This window comes from Bradyrhizobium sp. WSM3983 (assembly GCF_000473045.1).
Taxonomy (GTDB): Bacteria; Pseudomonadota; Alphaproteobacteria; order Rhizobiales; family Xanthobacteraceae; genus Bradyrhizobium.
Genome location: NZ_AXAY01000048.1, coordinates 15,568 through 38,002 on the forward strand (window position 1 = coordinate 15,568; position 22,435 = coordinate 38,002).

18 protein-coding genes and 1 riboswitch are annotated in these 22,435 nt (G+C 60.1%); of the genes, 7 read left to right on the top strand and 11 right to left on the bottom strand.

All coding sequences use genetic code 11. The features are described 5' to 3' along the window. The first annotated feature begins 4 nt into the window (after positions 1-4). Positions 5-1,117 (top strand): hypothetical protein, encoded by a 1,113-nt coding sequence (locus YUA_RS0138515; protein ID WP_027535422.1) that lies wholly within the window; start codon positions 5-7, stop codon positions 1,115-1,117. Positions 1,118-1,363: 246 nt separating this feature from the next. Here YUA_RS0138515 and YUA_RS0138520 read toward each other — a convergent pair whose 3' ends face one another. From YUA_RS0138520 to YUA_RS46385, 3 genes are read right to left on the bottom strand one after another with little or no spacing between them, the layout of a single operon-like run. Further along, on the bottom strand, positions 1,364-1,972 hold the full coding sequence (locus YUA_RS0138520; RefSeq protein WP_084293139.1) for a phage exclusion protein Lit family protein: 609 nt from the start codon (positions 1,970-1,972) through the stop codon (positions 1,364-1,366). Then, a complete protein-coding gene (locus YUA_RS0138525; RefSeq protein ID WP_027535424.1) occupies positions 1,914-2,291 on the bottom strand; it encodes a hypothetical protein in 378 nt (125 codons plus the stop codon). Before YUA_RS0138525 ends, YUA_RS0138520 begins: the two co-directional genes overlap by 59 nt. A 48-nt stretch (positions 2,292-2,339) precedes the next feature. Beyond that, on the bottom strand, positions 2,340-3,269 hold the full coding sequence (locus tag YUA_RS46385) for a restriction endonuclease (protein ID WP_198029581.1): 930 nt from the start codon (positions 3,267-3,269) through the stop codon (positions 2,340-2,342). Between the two features lie 437 nt (positions 3,270-3,706). Continuing rightward, positions 3,707-3,927, top strand: a riboswitch (cobalamin riboswitch). Positions 3,928-4,043: 116 nt separating this feature from the next. Here YUA_RS46385 and YUA_RS0138540 point away from each other — a divergent pair. From YUA_RS0138540 to YUA_RS50660, 3 genes are all read left to right on the top strand, one after another. After that, on the top strand, positions 4,044-6,953 hold the full coding sequence (locus YUA_RS0138540; RefSeq protein ID WP_027535425.1) for a ribonucleoside-diphosphate reductase subunit alpha: 2,910 nt from the start codon (positions 4,044-4,046) through the stop codon (positions 6,951-6,953). An 11-nt stretch (positions 6,954-6,964) separates the two neighbouring features. Continuing rightward, on the top strand, positions 6,965-8,125 hold the full coding sequence (locus YUA_RS46390; RefSeq protein WP_084293142.1) for a ribonucleotide-diphosphate reductase subunit beta: 1,161 nt from the start codon (positions 6,965-6,967) through the stop codon (positions 8,123-8,125). 786 nt (positions 8,126-8,911) lie between these two features. Continuing rightward, positions 8,912-9,121: a hypothetical protein gene (locus tag YUA_RS50660; protein ID WP_156947584.1), complete on the top strand. Its 210-nt coding sequence runs from the start codon at positions 8,912-8,914 to the stop codon at positions 9,119-9,121. 579 nt (positions 9,122-9,700) lie between these two features. Here YUA_RS50660 and YUA_RS0138550 read toward each other — a convergent pair. The 3 genes from YUA_RS0138550 to YUA_RS0138560 form a co-directional block, all read right to left on the bottom strand. After that, positions 9,701-12,067 (bottom strand): TonB-dependent receptor, encoded by a 2,367-nt coding sequence (locus YUA_RS0138550; protein WP_027535426.1) that lies wholly within the window; start codon positions 12,065-12,067, stop codon positions 9,701-9,703. Positions 12,068-12,235: 168 nt separating this feature from the next. Continuing rightward, positions 12,236-12,643, bottom strand: a complete 408-nt coding sequence (locus tag YUA_RS0138555) for a DUF2946 domain-containing protein (protein ID WP_027535427.1) — start codon at positions 12,641-12,643, stop codon at positions 12,236-12,238. 326 nt (positions 12,644-12,969) lie between these two features. Further along, a complete protein-coding gene (locus YUA_RS0138560; RefSeq protein WP_035972844.1) occupies positions 12,970-14,196 on the bottom strand; it encodes a GTP-binding protein in 1,227 nt (408 codons plus the stop codon). Between the two features lie 266 nt (positions 14,197-14,462). On the opposite strand from YUA_RS0138560, the gene YUA_RS0138565 reads away from it, so the two are divergent. Together YUA_RS0138565 and YUA_RS0138570 are read left to right on the top strand one after the other, a co-directional pair. Next, a complete protein-coding gene (locus tag YUA_RS0138565; RefSeq protein ID WP_371259941.1) occupies positions 14,463-15,404 on the top strand; it encodes a hypothetical protein in 942 nt (313 codons plus the stop codon). Between the two features lie 125 nt (positions 15,405-15,529). Beyond that, the gene (locus YUA_RS0138570; RefSeq protein WP_027535430.1) at positions 15,530-16,414 is read left to right on the top strand and encodes an NAD(P)/FAD-dependent oxidoreductase; all 885 of its coding nucleotides are present in this window, start codon (positions 15,530-15,532) and stop codon (positions 16,412-16,414) included. A gap of 75 nt (positions 16,415-16,489) precedes the next feature. On the opposite strand, the gene YUA_RS49345 is transcribed toward YUA_RS0138570, so the two are convergent. The 3 genes from YUA_RS49345 to YUA_RS47590 form a co-directional block, all read right to left on the bottom strand. Next, positions 16,490-17,026: a GcrA family cell cycle regulator gene (locus YUA_RS49345; RefSeq protein ID WP_084293140.1), complete on the bottom strand. Its 537-nt coding sequence runs from the start codon at positions 17,024-17,026 to the stop codon at positions 16,490-16,492. A gap of 472 nt (positions 17,027-17,498) precedes the next feature. Then, positions 17,499-18,665, bottom strand: a complete 1,167-nt coding sequence (locus tag YUA_RS46395) for a GTP-binding protein (protein ID WP_245285369.1) — start codon at positions 18,663-18,665, stop codon at positions 17,499-17,501. A 12-nt stretch (positions 18,666-18,677) separates the two neighbouring features. Continuing rightward, entirely contained in the window at positions 18,678-19,193 is a 516-nt protein-coding gene (locus tag YUA_RS47590; protein ID WP_063627850.1) for a Fur family transcriptional regulator, read from the bottom strand. Positions 19,194-19,287: 94 nt separating this feature from the next. Between YUA_RS47590 and YUA_RS52885 the strand changes: the two genes are divergently transcribed. Next, positions 19,288-19,458 (top strand): hypothetical protein, encoded by a 171-nt coding sequence (locus tag YUA_RS52885; RefSeq protein WP_198029582.1) that lies wholly within the window; start codon positions 19,288-19,290, stop codon positions 19,456-19,458. Between the two features lie 89 nt (positions 19,459-19,547). Here the strand turns inward: YUA_RS52885 and YUA_RS0138585 are convergent, their stop codons facing one another. Both YUA_RS0138585 and YUA_RS0138590 read right to left on the bottom strand, forming a co-directional pair. After that, a complete protein-coding gene (locus YUA_RS0138585) occupies positions 19,548-21,029 on the bottom strand; it encodes a DUF3526 domain-containing protein (RefSeq protein ID WP_084293141.1) in 1,482 nt (493 codons plus the stop codon). Positions 21,030-21,037: 8 nt separating this feature from the next. Then, positions 21,038-22,435: an ABC transporter permease subunit gene (locus YUA_RS0138590; RefSeq protein WP_027535432.1), complete on the bottom strand. Its 1,398-nt coding sequence runs from the start codon at positions 22,433-22,435 to the stop codon at positions 21,038-21,040.

A 22,435-nucleotide genomic window follows, 5' to 3' on the forward strand; every position in this document is an offset into this window, starting at 1 on the left:
AACGATGAATCTCGAACAACACAGCCAGTACCCCGACATATCGATTGACCGGCACGTAAAGAGCCGTGTCGTTGAACTCGGGCAATCGCTTGCGGGAAGGCACGCAATCTATCTGGATGTACGCTATTGGCTCTTGCTAAGGAACGCGTTGCTTGCCGATGACTACGAAACGCCCATTGGCAAGCTTATTGGATCATTTCGGGACGCGGTGACGAGCGGGAAAGTATTCTGCCCAATTAGCGAATCCGTCTTCTTGGAGTTGTTGAAGCAATCTGATCCGTCGTCGCGTTTGCGGACGGCCAAGTTGATTGATGAATTCAGCCTTGGCGTGTCGCTGCTGAGCCAGCGCGAGCGCGTTGGGACCGAGCTGGCGCATTTCCTTTATTCGAGCCAGAACGGTGCAGAGGTTCATCCCCTGCGGCACCTTGTATGGACCAAACTGCCCTACGTGCTTGGGTTCCTGCATCCGACGGAGGCCGCGATCGATCCGGCGACCTTGCTCGCCATTCAGAAAGCGCTCTTCGATGAGATGTGGACCATCGATCTTACGAAAATGATCGAGAGGTTCGACATCGCCCCGTTGCCCCTTGATCCGAGGTTAGATCACGTTGCGGACAAGATGAATGCTGGAAACGCTGAACATGCGGACGAGATCAAGAGCTTTCAGCAGGCCCTAACCAATGAATTTAGCGGCGTGGCCGATCTCTGTGCCGATACGGCTGCGGATGTCATGGTTGAGATGGCGTTGAAGCAAGGCCATGCCGCGCCAGTGCGAAATAGCGATGAATGGAAGCGCACGCGGCAGATATGCGCAAATTTGGTCTTTCATGGGCTCCAAGCAAAACCGGGCCTACGGCATAAGCTTCCTACTCTCTACATTGAGGCGTGCCTTCACGCGGCGGCTAGGTGGGATAAGAAACGTAAGCTCGTGGGAAACGATATCTATGATTTCAATCATGCCAGTGCCGCCGTTGCGCACTGCCAGGCCTTCTTTACTGAAGGCCCGTTGAAGGCGCTGCTCGGGTTGAAACATCACAGCCTAGCAAATGATTTTAGCTGCCGGGTAGCCTCTGAAGTTCCGGAAGCTATCGACATACTCACTGATTTGGCTCGGTGACGCGCGGTAATTGAAAGTACCTAAGCGGGCAAGGTATCTTTCCGCCCTCCGGTTAGTTGGTCGAACGGAGGTTCATCGATCCCTTCGGCGGCTCCGGTGGGGTTGTTTTGGGACCAGTCGAGGTCGGCCTCCTGTCGTGATGAATTCTGACCGAAATGCCCTAAATCTGTCGCCATCCATACTGGAGGGGAATGATGATGGAATTTGAGAATACCGAGACGCAAACCGCCTCAACGCGTCGCATGGTTAGCTCTGCGCCTGCTGCGCCTTCAGGTAGGCATCCAGACGAGAGCAAGACTCATTAAGCGCCGCTTGAGCGGTCGCCATCTCGGGTGCCAGGGGAGGCCACATGCCATCCGGGTCAACCCTAGCCTTTATAAAGTCCGAAAGGATCTCGGCTGCGGCACTGTCTTCTGCCAGTGAAAATATAGTGAAGCTGTCACACAGGCGGTTCGCAACCGGCGGATACTTGGCGCCTGGGCCTTCGCCAATTCCCTCATAGAGGGCCACCCAGATCAGGCCGATACCTGCGGCAAGCGCCCTGCGCTCAAGGCTCAATTCGGTTTCGGAAGGCTGCGCTCCCAGGGCTCGCCCTGAGTCAATGACCATGCCACCTCGCAGTGCTTGGCTTGCATGCCTGTCGGCTTCCCGTTCCTGGGCCCGGCTCTCGTCATCGCTCCAGGGCGAATCGAGATGGCCCAGTGCAATGTGGGCAAGCTCGTGGCGAAGAATCCACTCAAGCGCCCACATGAAAAATACTTCGCCGATCTGGGCGGGCTTGGAGGCCGTGTTCAGGTCAGGCTTTGGAAAGTACGTATTCCACCGCCACTTCTGTCGAACACAACGTTCCTTCATAGGTAATGAACTGAAGCCCAAGCTGCTCTTGCGACTGGTCTGGAGTGACTGACCCGCTCGCCCTCTTGCGCCGGGCCGCAAATATGGCGGGCCCCAAGCGCCCCATGGCTTGCGAGGCGGCCCACAAGCTGGCGACGCCGCGCCACTCGATTTTGATAAGGCGCGTGCTCGGAATGCTGCGAAAGAGCATCCGATTATCCGTATCCACAAGTTCAAGGGTGCTCTCGCGATCGTCAATCAGGCCATATTCTGCCGCGAGCCTGGTGAACAAGTCGCGCATCTTCGGTTCATGATCGAGGAAGAGTTCGCTAAGCCCCATAGAGTCGCTCCGCCAGGAACGTGACTGACAATTCAACTGACGCGTATGTCAAATCGCGGATGGGCCGATCGGAACGCATCGAGTGACGCGCATGCGAAGCTGGTCAAGCTTCCGGTCGATGCCGTGATTGAGCATGAATGTGTGGCAATAGGATTTCCCACAACTACAGGGCTTGATACTTCCATCGCGCAGTCCGCCGATGAAAACGCGCCGAAGTTCATCGACTTGCCTTGCGGCCTCGCGGACATGGCCTTGCGTGAGCGGGTCGCGCAAATGATGCAGCGATGGTATGCGCCGTATCTCATCGCCATCACGTGTCCGCCAGATGCCGGTATTGAGGGCTCCAATCGTGTCCTCAATGGCCTGAAGGAACGCAGGAAGCGAACTCTCCTGGTGGAAGGGTGTTCGGAATGCTGGCCGGTCAAAGAGCGGCGCCATGAGCCGCAAGGCCTCGTCGTCGTTCAGTCCGGCAAAATCGTCCGCGAAGCGGCGGATATCATCCCCAGAATCGGGAAACACTTCCCCTGCGCAGAACCTGCGAAGTAAATCTTCGGCGCGAAGTCGTAGATTCTCTTCAAACTCGACTGCGCTCCAGATGGTCAAGTGTTCGATGCTTAACGCCCTTGCCGATGCTTCCACGGCATCGCGGGCCTTTGCGGAAATGCTGCCACGAGCCACGAATTTGATCGCGTCGATCCGGCCTGTTGGCGCGGAGACGGCAGCCTGCATGTCGGCTTCGGCTTTCGTCCGTGTGAGCGCTCCACGGTTGACACATTGGATCACTGTGCGCCGGGGAGACGACGCATCGAACATATCCATGCCGACGATGTCGCGGCCCTGGTCGCTGCCCGTTTGGCCGTACCAGGCAAGATTATTCCATCCCGCGCGCACATGATAGGCGAACACAAGTCGTTCGAACTCGACTCCGCCGAAGTCTTCAAAATGAATGCGCTGGACGGTACGGGACGGGGACGCCATGGCGATCCTGAACAAGCTGGTGCGGGCAGCCGGACTTGAGTCGGCACTGGAATGCTCCCCGGGGACTTTCTTACCATCTACGGCTTTCGCCGCCAATGCCGTCGCGTGTTCGCGAGACTCATGACCGCTGGATACCGGCGAGACGAACGCCTGCAGGGGTTATATCCGTTCGATCATCGCGCTGCGGCTTGCAATGCAAGGGCAAAGATAGTCTGCTCGTCATTCACGCTTTAGCCCTCCAGCGACCCAATGAAAGTAACCCGCTAGGTTTCTGTTGCGACATCGTCAAATCAGAGTTGTCGGTGTCCAGCCACTCGACACCGGCCGACCCGGCTACCATCCAGGCATGATGACGGGAAGGCTGTGAAATTCCCGCATTCCACAAACAAAAACCGGTCGACGCGTTAATCGATCATTGACACAACGCCGCGAATATCACCACATATGGGTGTCACGGTTCCACTTGATCGCGAGATTTAGTGGCTAAGAGGGAAGCCGGTGAACCTCGCCTTGGGCGAGGGATTCCGGCGCTGCCCCCGCAACTGTCAGCAGCGAGCTGCTTCCGAACAATCGTCACTGGTGCTTCGTCGCGCCGGGAAGACGGGAAGCGAGCGACGACCTGCGAGCCAGGAGACCTGCCGCGACAAACTGAACGTCCACGGGCGGGGTGTCCCGGCGGTCGCTTGCATGCGCCGTCGGCATCCATTGCCGGGGTTTCAGCAGCGTCCTCCTTTTGCCCCGCTCAAACATAACGCGCGCATCACGGGGCCCTTGATGTCTACAAATTTGCACCACGCGGATTCTGTCTCCGCTCCCATCATCCAGTTGCGTTCTGAGTCGCTTGCTGCCGTTCCCAGCGAGCCCGCCATGCAGATCATCCGTCGCAACGGCAAGGTTACCCCGTTCGACCAGGCGAAGATTGCGGTGGCGATGACCAAAGCCTTCCTCGCTGTGGAGGGCAATACGGCGGTCGCCTCGCGTCGCGTGCATGAGAGCGTCGAGCAGCTGACCGCGGAAGTCGTCGCAGCATTGCACCGTCGCGCCGGCGAGGGCCGCACCTTCCACATCGAGGACGTCCAGGACCAGGTCGAGCTCGCCCTGATGCGCAGCGAGCACCACAAGGTTGCCCGTGCCTATGTGCTCTATCGCGAAGAACGCTCCCGGCAGCGTGCTGAGGAGGCCGCCGCGCACGCGGCTCCCGTCGCCGCCGCACCGGCGCTGCACGTCACGCTGGCCGACGGTTCACGCGTCGGTCTCGACAGCAAGCGGCTCGCGCTGATCATCGGCGAAGCCTGCGCAGGCCTCGACGGCGTTTCGGCGGCCCCCGTGCTCACCGAGACCACCCGCAATCTTTACGACGGCATCAGCCAGGACGAGCTGGCGCTGGCCTCTATCATGGCCGCGCGCACGCTGGTCGAGCAGGAGCCGAACTACGCTTATGTCAGCGCACGCCTGCTGCTCGACAAGCTGCGTGGCGAGGTGCTGTCCTACGTCCATGGCGTCCCGATACCGGCCTCGCAAGCAGACATGGCGACGCGCTACGCCGAATATTTTCCGGCCTATGTGAAGACCGGCATCGCCGCCGAACTTCTCGACCCCGAGCTGTCGCGTTTCGACCTCGGCCGAATCGCAGCGGCGCTGAAGCCGGAGCGTGACCTGAACTTCCAGTTTCTCGGGCTCCAGACGCTGTACGACCGCTACTTCCTGCACGAGCGCGGCAATCGGATCGAATTGCCGCAGGCCTTCTTCATGCGCGTGGCGATGGGTCTTGCGGTGCGTGAGATCGACCGCGAGGCCAAGGCGATCGGGTTCTACGACCTGCTGTCGTCGTTCGACTTCATGGCCTCGACGCCGACGCTGTTCAATTCCGGCACGCTGCGCCCCCAATTGTCGTCCTGCTTTCTGACGACCGTTTCGGACGACCTCGACGGTATTTTCAAGTCGGTCAAGGACAACGCACTGCTGGCAAAATATTCCGGCGGTCTCGGCAACGACTGGACGCCGGTTCGCGGCCTCGGCGCCCACATCAAGGGCACCAATGGCGAGAGCCAGGGCATCATCCCGTTCCTGAAAGTCGCCAACGACACCGCGATCGCCGTCAACCAGGGCGGCAAGCGCAAGGGCGCGGTGTGCGCCTATCTCGAAACGTGGCACGTCGACATCGAGGAATTTCTCGATCTGCGCAAGAACACCGGCGACGACCGCCGCCGCACTCATGACATGAACACCGCGAACTGGGTGCCCGATCTGTTCATGCAGCGCGTCGATGCCGACGGCGAATGGACGCTGTTCTCGCCGGACGAAACGCCCGATCTGCACGATCTTTACGACGAGGCATTCAAGACGGCTTATGAAGCCCATGAAGCCAAGGCAAGGGCCGGCGGCCTGCGCGTGTTCAAGACGGTGCGCGCGACCGATCTCTGGCGCCGCATGCTGACCATGCTGTTCGAGACCGGCCACCCCTGGATCACCTTCAAGGACCCCTGCAATTTGCGCTCGCCACAGCGCCACATGGGCGTGATCCATTCCTCGAACCTCTGCACCGAGATCACGCTCAACACGTCGGTCGACGAGGTCGCGGTCTGCAATCTCGGCTCCATCAACATGCTTGCCCATGTCGGCCCCAGTGGCATCGACGAGGCCAAGCTGAAGCGGACGGTGACCACCGCGGTGCGGATGCTCGACAACGTCATCGACATCAATTTCTACACCATCCCGGAGGCGCGACGCTCCAACATGCGCCATCGCCCGATCGGGCTCGGCCTGATGGGCTTTCAGGAAGCTCTTCAAGTGCAGCGCATCCCGATCGCGTCCGACGCAGCCGTGACGTTTGCCGACACCAGCATGGAGGCGATCTCGTTCCACGCTATCGAAGCGTCATCGGACCTCGCCGCCGAGCGCGGCCGCTATCCGAGCTTCGACGGCTCGCTGTGGTCGAGGGGCATCTTGCCGCTCGACTCCATCCAGTTCGTCGCTGACGCCCGCGGCGGGCTCGACGTCGATCGCTCCTCGACGCTCGACTGGGCTCGCCTGCGCACGAAGGTGACTTCCAGCGGCATGCGCAACTCCAACGTCATGGCAATCGCGCCGACCGCGACGATCTCCAACATCTGCGGCGTCTCGCAGTCGATCGAACCGAACTACCAGAACCTGTTCGTCAAATCGAACATGTCCGGTGATTTCACGGTTGTGAACGAGTTCCTCGTGCGTGACCTGAAGGCGAGGGGCCTCTGGGACGAGGTGATGGTCTCCGACCTCAAATATTTCGACGGCAGCGTTGGCCAGATCGACCGCGTCCCTGATGATCTCAAGGCGCTCTATGCCACCGCCTTCGAGATCGACAGCGCCTGGCTGATCGAGGCGGCAGCGCGCCGGCAGAAATGGATCGACCAGTCGCAGTCGCTCAACCTCTACATCGCCAATCCCTCCGGCAAAAAGCTTGATACGCTCTATCGGCTCGCCTGGCGGCGCGGACTGAAGACGACCTACTACCTGCGCTCGCGCAGCGCCACGCATGTCGAGAAGTCGACGCTCAAGGGCACCGACGGCAAGCTCAATGCGGTGTCCGCGTCGTCGGCCGCGATGTCGAACGCGCCGATCAGGATCCCGACCGCGGCTGCTCCGGATCTCGACGGCCTCAAGGCCTGCCGGATCGACGATCCCGATTGCGAGGCGTGCCAGTAAGGAGAATGACGATGCTCGATTGGTCCGACACTGACACCACGGCGGCGGCTCCGGCCGCCCCTGCCTCCACCCTTGCAACCGCACTGCCTCCGCAGACCCAGCTCAAGCTCGAGCCGGTCGATCCGACCGGCCTGGGCGCGATCGACCGCACTGGTGGCCGCGTCTCGGTCGACGAGAAGCGGATGATCAACTGCCGCGCGGACGTCAACCAACTTCTGCCGCTGAAATACAAATGGGCCTGGGAGAAATATCTCTCAGGCTGCAACAATCACTGGATGCCGACCGAAGTCTCGATGCAGGCCGACATCGCGTTGTGGAAGTCACGGGACGGGCTGACCGAAGACGAGCGGCGCGCGATCAAGCGCAATCTCGGCTTCTTCGCGGCTTCCGAATCGCTGGTCGCCAACAACATCGTGCTGGCGATTTATCGCCACCTCACAAATCCGGAGTGCCGGCAGTATCTGCTGCGTCAATCCTTCGAGGAGGCGGTGCACACTCACACCTTCCAGTACATCGTCGAGAGCCTTGGCCTCGACGAAGGCGAACTGTTCAACATGTACCGCGAGGTGCCGTCGATCACCGACAAGGCGGCCTGGGCCCTCAAGCACACGCAGCATCTGGACAATCCGTCGTTCCAGACGGGAACGCCGGACAGCGACCGCGCCTTCCTGCGCGATCTCGTCGCGTTCTACGTCGTGTTCGAGGGCATGTGGTTCTACACGGGATTTGCGCAGATCCTGTCGCTCGGCCGCCGCAACAAGATGGTCGGCATCGCCGAGCAGTATCAATACATCTTGCGCGACGAGAGCATCCATCTGAACTTCGGCATCGACTTAATCAACCAGATCAAGATCGAGAACCCCCATCTGTGGACGCCGTCATTCCAGGATGAGATCCGCGGCATGATCCGCGACGCCGCCGAGCTGGAGGCCGCCTACGGCCGGGACACCATGCCGCGCGGTTTCCTCGGTCTCAACGCGGCACTCTGCGAGCAGTACATGCACTTTATCGCCAACCGGCGTTGCGCGCAGATCGGTCTCGCGCCGGTGTTTGCCGAGGTCGAGAATCCGTTCCCGTGGATGTCTGAGGCGATGGATCTGAAGAAGGAGAAGAACTTCTTCGAGACCAGGGTTATCGAATATCAGAATGGCGGGGCGCTAAGCTGGGATTGAGACCACGAGGATGGCTCAAGTGTGGTGCTCCTACTGCTTTGGAAGGAGCTTCACGCCCGGGCAGGGTCCTTCATAGTCGGTGGCCGATTTTCTGCCTTGAGGAACTCGATCCAGCGGTGCACGCAGTTTTTCTGTAGAAATGGAGGATGGAGCATTTAGAGCAGTATGAGGTGGTCGGTCAGGTAGAATAACAGGACGAACGCGTCAAGTAGTCGTCGGGCGGGCGCTTCAGGAGACCTCGTTGAAGCCCCCGGTGACACTGCGGTGCAAGGTAACATAGGGCTTCTCGTACTTGCCCCTGATCCATCGATTTGCCAGCCGGGAATATGTGCAGAGGTTCGGGCCGGGCGGCTGGGCGCATGATGATGACCGACACGGAGCGCTAAGTAAATTCCGATCCTTTGCCCGTTTTTGTCCGGGGCGTTCGTGCCACCTCATTGTTTCTTCCGATCAGAGCTCATGGCGGACTGCGAGGCGGTGGAGGGAAGGCGCCCAATCGGATGCTGGAGAAAACGGCGCTGAAAGCCGACGCATATGGCGCAACCAGCGCAGCGGCAAAACCGATCCGTCGCCTAAAACATTGCGACTTCGCCCGTTCCTGAGCAATGGGCCGGTTGACGCCAGTGCCGCCTCCGCAAGGCCTGGCGTAGCAACGATGGCCAGGACTGGATGCGAGACAAACGCGATGGTTTGCAGGTTCATTTTGCGGGCAGGAAGCATCGGACCTCCGGTCCGTCAACTTGGAACTGTAGAGTAGATTGTCGATTTGAGAAGTTGGAGTCCGGGATGTTTGCACCAGACACTTCAGAGCCGTCGGCCGGATCAGTTGACCGCATGCGCAATGTTCACGCGGCATTGCAAGGTTTTGCGATAGTGGCTGGAGTCTTGTTGATCGGCATGATCTTTGCGTTCGCGGCGAAGATCGATGCTCGAAAGGCGCTGCGAGAATATGGTGCCGACTCTGCTTGCGTATCTGCCACCGAGTCTCGCCGTTGATATGGTGTGCGTCGGTTCGAGATGATGACTTCACGTTTGACAAAAAGACACAACTTGCAGCGAAGTGCGGATTGTCCGTAGCAGATCGCGGGACACGCCCCTTTTGGACTGAATATATCGTAGTTGACGCGTCCCCGTATAGCGTCGCCGATAGCGTGAACTTGGCGTCCTACTGGCGAATGCATGCAGGAGCTGGTCAACCAGCTGCTAATCCGCACGAGGGCCGACCCCGGCAGACGCTTCACTTACCAACTGGGACTGCTCAGACGAATGGCACCAACTGAGGCGCTTGAATGGTCGAACGCCTCCCGGCATCAGTTGCAAGCTAGATAATTCCCCTAGTGAAAGAGTTCGCTGTGCAATTCTGGGATCGCTTTGGTAGATGCCGGGATAGCGCAGAACCGCGCTCTCGGCTGCTGTCGCGGTCTCTTCGCCAACCGCGAACAGCACACTATCATTTCGGCTCTCACCTGCGAGGATGACTTCGACTACCCATCCCGCCCCTGCTGATCTTGCTTCCATTGAAGACATGACCGCCTTCAATCTGAAGGCCTTTCTGGAATTTAGAGGTCGCAGAATCTAGAACTTAAAATTCGCGAACGCGCGCACGCCGATGCCGGGCATAAGCACCTCGTCCTTGTTGTAGGAGACCGAGTTGCGGATCTTCTCGTTGAGAAGATTGTTGCCAACCAGGCCCGCATACATTTCCCGCGCGCCGAACCAGTTTGCGCCGAGCTTGGTCTTGTAGGTGACCTCCGCCTTCAGCAGGTTATAGCCGGGCGTGGGCGTCTCGGCGATCTCCGCGACGTCGCTTTGCGGGAAGGCGTGCAGCAGGTTGATGCGTGCCAGCCAGTTGGAGTCGCGCCAGAACAAGCCGCCACCGATGCGCGCCGGCGGAATCCGGGGGACGTTAGTGCCATCGGTGAAGGTGGCGCGAACGATGTCGAACTGGTCCTCAAAACCCCAGATACCGCCGTAGAGCGCCCCGACATCAACCTGACTCTGGAATTCACCGCCGCGGAAGATCGCATTCCTCTGCGAATAAACCGCCTGGTTGAGTTCGGCATCGGGCGCGCCGCAAGACGCAAAATCTCCATCGCACATGACGCCGGTCAGCCGCCGATAGATGAAATTGTCGAAGCGGGTGTAGTAGGCCGTGGCCTCGAATCGGAGCGGCCCCGTCGCGCGGCGCAAGCCGACCTCGACCGTCTTGGCGGTCTCGATCGTCAGGTTCGGGTTGCCAATATCGAACGTGGCGGTCGCATCGTGCGGGCCGCGGGAGAACAACTCGGCTGGTTTCGGCGCGCGTTCGACATACTGCGCGGTGAGGCTGCCGACGAGGTCGTATGGCAGGATTTGGATCAGGCCAACGCTGCCGCTCTTCGGCGTGAAATGCAGATTGCGCGCGATACCGGTCTGAGGATCGCCGTTCGGCAGGAAATCGGCCGGAAAGTCGGGCGTCGTTCCGCTCAGATCGACATGCTCGATACGGCCGGCAATCTGGGCCTTGGTGGTGTCGGTGAATTTGAGCTCGTTGAAGACGTAAGCCGCTTCGCGCATGTTGCGGTTCGGGTCCCACAGCCCGTTGAAGAGCGCGCCGGGATCGTCCGGGCTCGGCGCGGTCAATTCCTGATGCGCGGCCTGGAGTCCGAATGCGGTGGTGACTTCGGCAAAACGCGCGTTGAACGGCATGAGCTGGACTTCGACGCGGACCTCCTGCTCCTTGTTCGTAAAGGTCTGCCGCACGCCGTCCGTCGTCGGGTCGGTGGTGTCGGCAAGCCCGATCTCGTTGTGCCGGTAGTCGGTCGCGCCGGCCCAGAAGCGGACAGCGTCAATCGCCACCGCGTCAGGCCGGTACTCGCCCTTCATGGTGATCTTGGTCTGATGCGCGTCGATACGGGTCTGGTGGTCCGCCCCGTCGATGCCGGGAATGTGGTACAGCGCGTCGTTCTGCGTGATCGCCGCGCCGATGTAACCGCCCGTGAAGAAGTACGAGCCGCCGATCGAGGCGCCGTCCGACTGGCTTGCCGAGTTCGGCTGATGACTGCCGACCGGCCGCGTGTTGTCGAAACGATAGGGATAACCCGGAATGTAGTAATCGGAGGTGTTGCGGCCGTAGGCATCGGCGTGGATGGCGAAATTGTTGCCGCCGCCGTCGAGCAGGACGCCACCTTCGACGCCGCGGTTGACCGAGTCGAACGCGGTGCGGGTCTCGGCTGTGACGCAGGGCGACGTTTGCGCTGACGCCAGCGGTGCCTTGACGGGCAAGCCGTAGGTCTGGAACGGCGAGGCGGCACAAGACGGCAACGCGTCGGGAATCCGGTTGTTGGTGGCGCTGACGACGCCGCCGATCGACGTCGATCCGTAGCGGAGCGCCGCGGGACCGCGGATCACTTCGACCTGGTTGGTCGCGAGTGGGTCGATCGGCACGAAATGATCTTCGCCGAGATCCGATGCGCCGCCGGCGTTTGTGCCGTTCTCGAGGATACCGACGCGGTTGACGTCGAGACCCCGGATGATCGGCCGGCTGGAGGCGCCAGGCGCGAAGCTCGACCCCGTGATGCCGGGTTTGGAGAACAGGAGATCACCGAGCTGGGCACCGCCTTCGCGGCGGATCTCTTCGTTCGGCACCACAGTGACGGTGGCGAACTGGTCCGTTATGATCGGCAGCACGCCCTGCTGGGGGGCGGGCGCGGCGGCCACCGCCGGAGCAGGTACGGCGGCCGGCACAGGCTGGCGATTGCGTGCAGGCGCCGTGCGCGCGACGCTTGGGGCCGCATGCGATGGAACGACAGGTCGTCGTCGCACGATTGGACTCGGCGCCGTGACGCTAACGGCGGGCAGTTCGGTGGACGATGCCTGTGACATCGCCGGTGTCGCCCCAGCACAAAGCAGGAGCAGGCTCGCGCTACCCAAATGCTGCGTGCGTCTTGAACAGAATAACATTGTCCCGATTCCCAAAGTCCCGATTCCCAACGCGGGCATCGATCGGAATTGTCGATCGATTTTGTTTGCCAGCCGCCGATACACGGCGAAATTCGACTTCGACTTCTCGCCTCGGGTTTGTCCGCTCGTGAAGCGGTACCAAACGCGAGCACGATCAACCGATGGAGATCAGGATGCGGGAGGGGCGCGGGGCTGGAATGGCAGGCCGACCGATTCCAAATGGATGAATTCGGCGTCGGCGGTGCGGTACAGGAATTCGACGGCCTGAGGCTCCAGGAGCAAGGGCGACGTCGCGAACACCACGGTGCCCGCCATCGCGACCACGGCGCAGATCGCGCAATGGTCGTCCCCCGGATACTCACGATAGGGGTTGGCCGGAGACCGCTTGTCGACCGACACGCGGTCGACCTCGCTGGGCTTGTGGCCGTCAGCTTGCAGTTGCTGTTGCGAGGACTTGACGAGGGGGGCAGCCTCGACGAAGCCGTGGCTGTGGCCTAGCGTCAGCACAAGCTGCACCAGCAGCGCGAAAAGCGCGAGCCGGGCACCGTGCCGTATGTTCGACCGAACCCACATCATGAAAAAGCATCCGCGCGCGGGCAGAGCTCCTCTGCCCGTAAAATTACAGTCGCAGGGTGACTTAGCCGATGTCAACCTTGGCCAAGCCGCCAAGCTCGTTCGACGAAACGATGTGATATTCCTGCAACTTTGGATGTCGCGCATCACGCCTGAATCAGTCGGTACGTACATGTTTGGTCTGCGTTGTCCGCTCAGTGGCTGCTCTTATTGGCTGAGAAACATTCTATAACTTTGCAGAATGATTTCCGGAGATTCGCTAGGTTCGAGACTGCGCTGCCTCAAGGAAACAACGCGACCTTGACGGAAGTTCTGGCGCAGTTCCTGAATCAGACTGCTGCTTCACCCCACGATGGGAAAGGATCATCAAGCCGGGCGTGAGATTTCGAAAGACCGGTCGTCACCGACCCGTAAAGGCATTCATCGAGCGAAGCCCTGATCGCAGCCTCATCCATCTCTGCGCCGCCGATGAAGACGAGTTCTTGCCGGCGATCTCCCCAAGTCGGCGTCCAATGCCGCCGCATATGCGACATCGACTCTTCGTCTCTCGGCCAACGCTCCTTCGGCACCGCCGCCCACCATCGCCCGAGTCCCTCGGTCCGCGTCATTTTCCCCGCAATCGAGAGTTCCGCGAGCCACTCCGGGCGCGTCGCGAGCCAGAAATGCCCCTTGGCTCGAAACACACCCTTAAAACCCTGACCAAGTAGCGCATGGAGCTTGGCGGGATGGAACGGCCTCCGGGCGCGATACACAAAGGAACGCACACCATATTCCTCGGTTTCCGGCCTGTGGTCGGCGAACTGGTAGAGTTCCCTGTGCCATAGCGGGTGAGTTTGGGCTCTTTCCTCGCTGTAGAGACCGGTATCGAAAATGCAGTCGAGTGGCGCCTTGCCGAATGTCGTCTCGATGATCCGCGCATCGGCGTTCAGTCCACGCACGACACGCCGCGCCTCGGCCAGCTGCTCTGCTCCTGCGTCCCCCGCCTTGTTGATGATGACGACGTCAGCGAATTCGATCTGCTCGACCAGGAGATCGACCAACGTGCGTTCGTCTCCATCGCCCGCGATCTCACCGCGGTCACGCAGGAAGTCACGCGAATCATAATCCGTGAGGAGGTTGATCGCATCAACGACGGTGACCATCGTGTCGAGGCGCGCCACGTCGGACAGCGAATCACCGTCTTCGTCGCGAAAATCGAAGGTCGCGGCAACCGGCAAAGGCTCAGAAATTCCAGTACTCTCAATCAAGAGATAATCAAAACGTCCCTCCTTGCTTAGCCGTCGCACCTCCAGAAGAAGATCGTCTCGCAGGGTGCAACAGATGCAGCCGTTGGTCATTTCCACGAGCTTCTCGTCCGTACGCGACAGATTGGCACCGCCGTCCCGCACGAGGTCGGCGTCGATATTGACCTCGGACATGTCGTTGACGATCACCGCGACCTTGCGGCCATCGCGGTTGTTGAGCACGTGGTTGAGGAGGGTAGTCTTGCCGGCGCCGAGGAAGCCGGAAAGCACGGTGACGGGAAGACGCTCGTCGATCTGCTGGTTGCTGGACATGGGCCTATGTAATGTTATAACATTACATCTACTTTGCAGCACCGATTGGAACATTGCAAGAGCTTCGCAATGAAACGACGATCTCGATCTGTTGTGGGGCGAACCGGCGATGGGCGGAGCGCTCTTCGCAGCTGCGCCTTGGTGACATTTCCTCACGTTCCATTGCTGTCGCAATGGGAAGGCGCCTCGATGGAAGGGATTAGCAGGTGCCGTCGAGATCCATCCTTCTGAGTATCCTCTATCTGCTTAGTGTCTTCGCCACCGCCATGTTGGCGTCGGCGCGATCATTTGCGGCAGAGCAACCATCGGGCATCCCGGCCTGGCTGCAGACCCATGTTGGCGAAGACGAAGGACAGATTGCGCGTCCGGTCCTGCAGCGGGCGCGCGCGCTCTACTTCCAGAAGATCAAGGAAGGCGCGGTACGAAATCCCTGCTACTTCGCCATGGACGCGACCCGGCCGAACAGTCTGAACGACGGCAAACCAGGCCGCCGATTCTACGTTGTCTGCGAAGCCGACAAGTCGTTTCGCGCAATTTCGTCGGGCCACGGCGGCGGCCGCAATTTGAAAGGCATCGCGGATTTCGCCAACGGAAGACGGTGCGCGAAGAACTTCAGCAACGCAATGGATTCCAACCTCACAGCCGGCGGTCCGTATGTAACGGGCGAGACGAAAACGTCTTTCAAGGGCTCCTACCGGGTCTCAGCGAAACAGTATGCGGCCTTGACACGTTCATTCCTGCAGTTCGATGGAGAAGGTGAGACCGCAAACGCCAGACGACGCGAGATCGGCGGACATGCGGCTGTCACGTTAAAGGGAGTATGCCTTCGAAAAGATTTGCGCAGCCCCTACGCAAATCCCGATGGTTACGTTCCGTTCGGTACGCTGGTGGAATACGCTGGTGGTCGCAGCAATGGTTGCACCAGTTGGTCGACATCAGACGTCGGACCAATCCTCGCGATGACGAAGGACGATCCGACGACGCTGTACATCTATCCTGGCGCAGCCGATATCGACGCTGTCAAGAATGCGGTCGGGAGCAACCGCTCACTATCACGCACCGGATTATATTGGAACGCCTCCTGCCTGAGAGAAATCGGTGCTCCGAAATTCTGGCCGAGAGAAACTCTTGAGCCCATCCTTGATCAATATGAGCGAGTTCACCCAGCGCCCCCGCCACGGCCGATGCCGATTTGCAAAGACTCGTGAATGGGCTTGACAGAGATTTCATCAATGCCGCGGTGCTTGAGGCTTGCTCACGTTACGCTCAGATCTTGCCTACGTCCTTCGCCCGCTGAGGCGCGGAGTGGCTAACCTTTGAGAAGGACTTGAAAATGAAGTATGATGTCATGGTCGTTGGCGGCAGTTACTCCGGAATGGCCGCCGCTCTCCAGCTCCTGCGAGCGCGCAGGAGCGTTTTGGTGATTGACGCGGGCCTGAGACGAAATCGCTTCGCCAGCCATTCGCACGGCTTTCTGGGACAGGATGGCATTAGTCCGGCGGAGATCGCGCAATCGGCCCGACAGCAGCTTGAGGCATATCCGACGTTGACCTGGATCGAGGGCACGGCCGAGACGGCGTCAGGACAAAAGGACCGGTTTGTCATTGCCACGCATGACGGCGCGCGCCATGCCGGGCGCCGCGTTCTGTTTGCGGCCGGTGTGTCAGATACGCTTCCGGCGATTGACGGACTGTGGGAACGCTGGGGCGTTAGCGTATTCCACTGTCCCTATTGCCATGGCTACGAGCTTGATAAAGGCCGCATCGGCGTGATTGCGGCCGGGCCGATGTCATTGCATCAGGCGCAGTTAATCCCCGAGTGGGGCGAAGTGACCTTCTTCAGCAATAGCGCGGTGGCGCTCGATGATACGATCCGCGGTGATCTTGCGGCGCGTGGTGTGACCATCGAGGAAACGCCGATTGCTCGAGTCGACGGACATGCCGATATTGTCCTGACAGACGGACGCCGGTTGACATTAGCCGGCATCTTCACAGCCCCGCGCAATGCACCAGCAACTCCGATCGCGGAGTCACTTGGGTGCGCTCTCGCGGAGACGCCCCTGGGCGCTCAGATCCAGACAGATGATGCGAAGGAAACTACCATTCCGGGAGCGTTTGCGTGCGGCGACGCCGCACGAGTTCCGCATTCCGTTTCACTGGCGGTCGCGGACGGGGCGTGGGCCGGTGCGCAGTTGCATCGTTCGCTTGTTTGGACGTGACGTTGGTGCGCCGCGACGTCTGCTGACCATTCACACAGCTGACAGTCGAGTCACGACATTGCCGGCTGCTCCAAACTATGTGAGGCGGCGCAGCCCGCTGTCGCGTCGTCGCTGCATGGATGAACGACGCACATGCGCTTGGTAAGCCTTCCGCGCACACGACGCGCAGTAGCTCTGGCCAGGCACCGCCGGTGCGCCACAGAACCGAAAATCCGGCGATGCGGGATCACCAATCGGCCAGCGGCATGAACTCGGCTCGAGTTGTTCCAGCGTGAGATACCGTGCCATCGGCACGACCTCTGCCGATGCCTCAAGATACTCCTCGCTGGCCTCCAACTGGAAGTCTGGTGAAGCCAGTGCGAGAAAGCCGCGATGCCGGATACTGCCAACCGGAGACCGCAGAAGGCGGCTTTTGGGCGCTCGCGCCGGCCGCGGTTTCGCTGCGGTGGTCGCACGACCGGACAGCCCAAGACGATGCACTTTTCCGATGACGGCGTTTCGCGAGACGCCACCCAATTCAGTGGCAATCTGACTGGCGCTCAATCCCGCAGCCCACAGGACCTTCAGACGATCGACGCGCTCCTCTGTCCATGCGGCACCGGCATTCGACATTGCTGACCTTACGTCGTCCCGCACACAAGCGGGCGCGGTGATTGCATCAATGCTGGCCAAGCGCCGGACATCATTGCAACGTTATAGTATTACATTGACCGTACTGATCGAGTATCGAGCGCTCAAGCATCGCGACTGTTGGCCTGCGCTTTATCCCCAATCTGTTTCCTGTTGGCCGCGCGTCCCTCGATGTTTGCTGAGTTGTGTCTGGGAAGATGATCGAGTCTCGCGGGTCTTCGACCGGAGGGACGTGAACACATCGGTGATGCGGCGGTCGATCGCGCTTGGCTCGATGCTGACTCCGACCTTCTCTCCGACATCCAGCCGCTCCGTGGCGGCCCGCAACGCTCCAGCTGACGTGTCGAGATCATCCGCGAAAGATGGAGAGCTCTCCGTCACGGAGGTTGGGCTCAGGCCGGTCGTCGCACAAGCGCGGCGAGGATGAAAAACAGCGCCGTGGCAAGCTTCGACATCAGGAGTGCGTCTCGAAGGCAAAAGGTTCGCTCGGCTTGGCCTTCCGCTCGTCCTCGGTGTAAAGCCTCGCGGCCTCCGTCAGATAGGTGAGGCTTGATCGCAGGAACTCGTCTCCGAGATCGCGCGCGATGACGACAAGGCGGGTTCGCCTGTCCGCGCTTGGCCAGCGCTTCAGCTGGATAGGTGGGTGAAAGACATGCTGGACGGCGTGCAGCACGAAAGGGCCGGGGCTTTCCGCGACACTGACGATGGCTTTTAATCGCAGCAACTCCGGCCCCTTCAGTCGGGTCAAGATATCGAGCCAGAGATTGAATGCCTCCGTCGGTACCGGTCCGTCGACGGTCAGGCACACAGCCCGAATCCGCTCGTCATGCCGGTTCACGTCATGATGATGCTTGTGATGGCCCTGTTTGTGTCCTCCCTTGCCGGCGTGATGGAGATCATGGTGCTCATGAGCGCGGTTGTGATCATCGCCATTTTGCAGCTGGGTGTAGGCCTCGGCATTGAGCCACGCCTGCACATCCAGTGTCTTGGTCTGTGGCTTATAAAAGCCGAGATCGAGCAGCCGAATCGGATCGATCACTCCATTTTCGACGGGCATAATCGGAGCCGCCGGATTGAGGACTCGAAGCCGTTTCGCGAGCGCGCGCAACTCGTCTGGTTTGACGATATCGACCTTGGTGACGAGAATGCGGTCGGCGACAGCGGCCTGCTTGACCGACTCGATTTGTCGATCAAGTGTCATTGCGCCTGTTGCTGCGTCGACCGTTGTGATGACGCCATCCAGCCGATAGAGCTCGGCCAGGAACTGGTCTGTAATCAGTGTGTGTATGATCGGAGCGGGATCCGCAAGCCCCGTCGTCTCGACGATGACGCGATCGAACGCGGGAATTTCACCGGTCGTTCGTTTCTCCCAGAGGTCATCAAACGTGCTCACCAGGTCATCGCGGATCGTGCAGCAAAGGCATCCGTTTTGAAGAAGTACGAGGTTCTCCGAAACGCTTTCGACCAGGTCATGATCGAGACCGATTTCGCCAAATTCGTTGATGATGACGGCTGCGTTCTTCAACTCTGGTTGTTGAAGCAAATAATTCAGGACGGTTGTCTTGCCGCTGCCGAGAAACCCCGTGAGCAAGGATACGGGAATGAGGGAGGGACGGGGCAAGGCCAGAACTCCCTACATCGCCGGCATCTGCGCGGCGTGCGGCGTGTCGAGACAGTTCGCGCAGGTGCCTTGCAATTCAACAATGCGACGGCTCAGCCGGAACCCCAAAGAAGCCGCGTCGCGTGTGAATAGCTGCTCAAGCTGCGTGTTCTCGATCTCTTCCGACGCGCCACATTGATTGCAGATGAAGAAAACGCAGGCATGCGGGTGTTCTGGATGCGCGCAGGGCACATAGGCATTTTTACTTTCGATTTTCGTGACGAAACCCTGCTCCAATAGAAAGTCCAGCGTGCGATAGACCGTGGGAGGTGACAGCGATCGGCCCAGAACGCGTTGGAGCTCATTCATGAGCTCATAGGCGCCGACCATTTGGCCCTGACGCAGGAGCGCTTCTAAAACCGAACGCCGAATGGGCGTGAGCTGCTTGCCGCGGTCGCGGCAAGCAGCCTCAACCGCTTGGAGCGCTCTCTCCACCCTCCTGGAGTCGGAAGAAGATTCGGTTGGTGAATGAGGATCTCGATCGACCATGGCGAGGCCCTCCGTCCCGCGATTTGCGAGCCCCTTGAGTGTTATGTTATAACATTGCATTGTCAATGACCGGCTTTGGGAAGAAGACGAATAAATGGACGCTTTGGTTGATTCTCCAGGAGATCAGGCGAGCGGTCACGATGGACGACGAACCTCGATCGCCGACCGTTCGATCATTCATGGGCCCTGCACGATTGGCGATGATGTCTTTGTCGGCTTCAACTCGGTCGTGTTCAATTGCACGATTGGTGACGGCTCTCGGTGATTGAAGGCTGTCATCTTCCCGCTGGCTTCCATGTGCCATCCACGACGACCGTCCATTCCGATTCTGACCTTGCCACTGATCGGGACGCGCTAAACAGCTATTCGATTGCTCCGGGATGAGCGCGCAAGTGCGGCGCCACCGACCATGAATGCGAGCGCCAGCATCAATGCAGTCCGCCACCAGATGCTCCAGCTGGTTTCGCTCGCCGGTATTTCAATCCAATGCCACTGAGGCAAAGAAGACAGATCTTGCGCGGTCATGGCGCGGCTTTCCAGAATCCGGGGAGAGAAGTATTGCCGCCATTTGTTGTGAAAAGCCTCTGTCTGATCCTTGAAGGCGACAAAACGGCGTGAGTCGGTGCCGGCAATGGAGTTCAGCGCTTCATTGACGAGGATCGCGGGCGACAGCAGGCTCAGGCGGTCGACGAGCCTCTGTTGTTGCAATAGCTGGCGATCAAAGCGTTCCAGAAGGGGTTCGATCTTCTCGTCTACCCTTTGCTTGGCCAGAAAAAATGCACGCATCCGCGAAGGAACTTCGATGCGCTCGCCTTTGACCAGCAGTGCTTCCGGATCCGAAGCGTAGCGATAATCCGCACTATAGAGGCTCTCGAATTCGCGCAATGATTCCGCCGTTGCAACGCGCGTGCGGCTGGCCAGTTCAGTCCGTGAAGGGGCGGGGCTGACCAGGCCAACAACAAGGTTCATCGTGACCGGCAAGATGAGCACAAAAGTTGTCCAGAGTGCCACCATGATCAGGGCATTGGCCGAGGAGGAAAGGCCGGTCGCATTAACCAGGGCCGCGACCGCGAACCAGAACAAGGTATACGCCGTGATCAGCGCTGACCACGACAGCATCAACAGCAGTTGCTCTACGCCACGGGTTTCGGGACGGATCAAAAGCACGACAATGAGCGGCAAGGGAATTGCGATCGCCAGCAGCGCGAGCATGCGCACGACGATCTTCCCGGTCAGCAACGTGGGCACGGAAAGGGGTTGCGAACACAGCATGCGCAAGGTGCCATGTTCGCGCTCCGCCGACAGCAGGTTATACCCGAGCGTAGTAACCAGCAGAGGCAATACGAATACGATGACGAAAGCGAGATCGAAGTGCCCGCTGAGCAGATTCCAGGGGTTTTCGATCTCCGTGTCGTACATGAACTGGACTTTGCTCAAGTAGCTGATGCGGTAGTAGTTGGGCATCATGTCCGATTGTCCGATCGCCAGGGCTGCGAGCGGTGCATTGGGAATCGTGGCAAAGCGCCCGGCCAAGGTGCCGGCCAAGGCAGCGGGGTTCGCCGGATTCGAGAAGGGAACCAGCGCACTCTTGCCGGCGAGAACGGATTGGAGCGTTCCGGTATTCGCCCTTTGGGTCTCTTGTTCATGTTTCGCGACTTGGGCGACCATGCGGTCGCGGAGTGTTGCCTGCGCCAGTCCCACAAACAGTCCGTAACCCACCATGAGCGCCAGGACGCAGCACACCAGCGGCAGCGTGCGATCGCGAACAAGGATACGCGCCTCGTGCCGGATGATCAGCGACAAGGTGGAGAGCGAGCGAGACTTCATTGGCGTCATTCGAATGTCTAGCGCATGAGCGGACGAGAGAGGGCATAGTGCGCGAGCGCGACGGAGAGGCAGAACAAGACAGCGAGCAACGCAAGGCTTCCCCAATGGTGCGCCAAGGCAAATGACACGGAGGGAAGTTGATATTTGAATGGCGGCACACTTGCCCACAGCTCGGGGCCGGCCTTGTAGGTGAAATGCGCGTTGCCAAGGGGATCGGCGTGTTTGATCAGGTCCTCGCTGACGATGTCCTGGATCTTTCGTCGTTGCGTTTCGGCCGCGGTTGAGAAGTCGCGATGTTGCGAAAAGTCCGTTCCAGCCAGGCCCATGGAGAATCCGCGGAGTGCAACGACCGGGGCAACGAGGCCGACCCACTCTTGCGCGCGCTGTTGACGCTCGAATGTGTCCCAAAGCCCGCCGAAGTTTTCATCGAGCGCGCCGTAACCCGCCGCGTCATCGACCTTCAGTGCCGCGCCCCATTTGCTGAGCGGAAGCGAGGGATCCCATTGCGTCCGCGCGCCGAAATGGGCGGCCCAGGCCTTGCTGGCGGCTCCGGCAATGTCGTGAGACAGATGATCGTCGAACGCGAGCCGCGATGGGGTCGGATAGAGCAGATTGACCGCCTCGGATGCGGTGCGCGGAGCGATCAGCGTTGCTGCGACCCAGAAGCCGAGCAGTATGACCAGAGCCGCCCGCGATGAACGTACGAGGGCTGACACTGCCAGCGTCAGAAACACGAATAAGCCGAGATAGAGGCCGTATCCCGCTGCAAGCCAGCTAATCCGATAGACCACGTCGAGGCGCTCGCCTGCGGGAAGACGCGCAACGAGGAATGCCGCGAACCCGACCCCGACTGGAGCAATCAGAACGCCAGCGCAGCTCGCCAGTGCAGCTGCCTTGCCGAGAAGCAGGCTCCGCGCAGGCACACCCAAGCTGAGAAGCTGGCGCAACGTTCCGCGTTCGCGCTCGCCGCTCATGGAATTGAAGCCGATGACGATAATGAGCAGGGGAACCAAGACTTGAAGCAGCCACGCCGGCGATAGCTCGCCGAACCGCTGCAATCCGGTTGCGTCCTGGGCCGGCCTGAACTTGACCTCGCTCTGGCGATGCGCCTGCAGCCAGACGGTCGAGCCGACAAAAGGCCCGATCCCCGGATCGAAGACGCCGAGCGGCGGTTCGGGCTTGAACACGTGCATGCCCTGTTCCGCCGCATCGTGCGGATGCCGATAGCCTTGATGAAGCCAGGCGTCATAATCGAGGGCTTGGCCTGCCGACCGTTCGTTGTTCAGCTGAACCTGCCGATTCCATCCGGCAGCGAGAGCCACCAGCAGGAGGACGAGAATCAGCCCTCCGGCCCAGAGCAGACGCCCGTCGCGGGCCAGCTCGCGCATATCCTTGGCGGCAATGATCGCGAACAC

Coding starts and splice junctions, on each gene's coding strand:
- YUA_RS52885 (WP_198029582.1), top strand. CDS start 19,288: ATGGACGCTTTGGTTGATTCTCCAGGAGATCAGGCGAGCGGTCACGAT.
- YUA_RS0138515 (WP_027535422.1), top strand. CDS start 5: ATGAATCTCGAACAACACAGCCAGTACCCCGACATATCGATTGACCGG.
- YUA_RS0138560 (WP_035972844.1), bottom strand. CDS start 14,196: ATGTCCAGCAACCAGCAGATCGACGAGCGTCTTCCCGTCACCGTGCTT.
- YUA_RS0138570 (WP_027535430.1), top strand. CDS start 15,530: ATGAAGTATGATGTCATGGTCGTTGGCGGCAGTTACTCCGGAATGGCC.
- YUA_RS46390 (WP_084293142.1), top strand. CDS start 6,965: ATGCTCGATTGGTCCGACACTGACACCACGGCGGCGGCTCCGGCCGCC.
- YUA_RS49345 (WP_084293140.1), bottom strand. CDS start 17,026: ATGTCGAATGCCGGTGCCGCATGGACAGAGGAGCGCGTCGATCGTCTG.
- YUA_RS0138585 (WP_084293141.1), bottom strand. CDS start 21,029: ATGACGCCAATGAAGTCTCGCTCGCTCTCCACCTTGTCGCTGATCATC.
- YUA_RS0138540 (WP_027535425.1), top strand. CDS start 4,044: ATGTCTACAAATTTGCACCACGCGGATTCTGTCTCCGCTCCCATCATC.
- YUA_RS0138550 (WP_027535426.1), bottom strand. CDS start 12,067: ATGTTATTCTGTTCAAGACGCACGCAGCATTTGGGTAGCGCGAGCCTG.
- YUA_RS0138520 (WP_084293139.1), bottom strand. CDS start 1,972: ATGAAGGAACGTTGTGTTCGACAGAAGTGGCGGTGGAATACGTACTTT.
- YUA_RS47590 (WP_063627850.1), bottom strand. CDS start 19,193: ATGGTCGATCGAGATCCTCATTCACCAACCGAATCTTCTTCCGACTCC.
- YUA_RS46385 (WP_198029581.1), bottom strand. CDS start 3,269: ATGGCGTCCCCGTCCCGTACCGTCCAGCGCATTCATTTTGAAGACTTC.
- YUA_RS0138555 (WP_027535427.1), bottom strand. CDS start 12,643: ATGATGTGGGTTCGGTCGAACATACGGCACGGTGCCCGGCTCGCGCTT.
- YUA_RS50660 (WP_156947584.1), top strand. CDS start 8,912: ATGTTTGCACCAGACACTTCAGAGCCGTCGGCCGGATCAGTTGACCGC.
- YUA_RS0138565 (WP_371259941.1), top strand. CDS start 14,463: ATGTTGGCGTCGGCGCGATCATTTGCGGCAGAGCAACCATCGGGCATC.
- YUA_RS0138525 (WP_027535424.1), bottom strand. CDS start 2,291: ATGGGGCTTAGCGAACTCTTCCTCGATCATGAACCGAAGATGCGCGAC.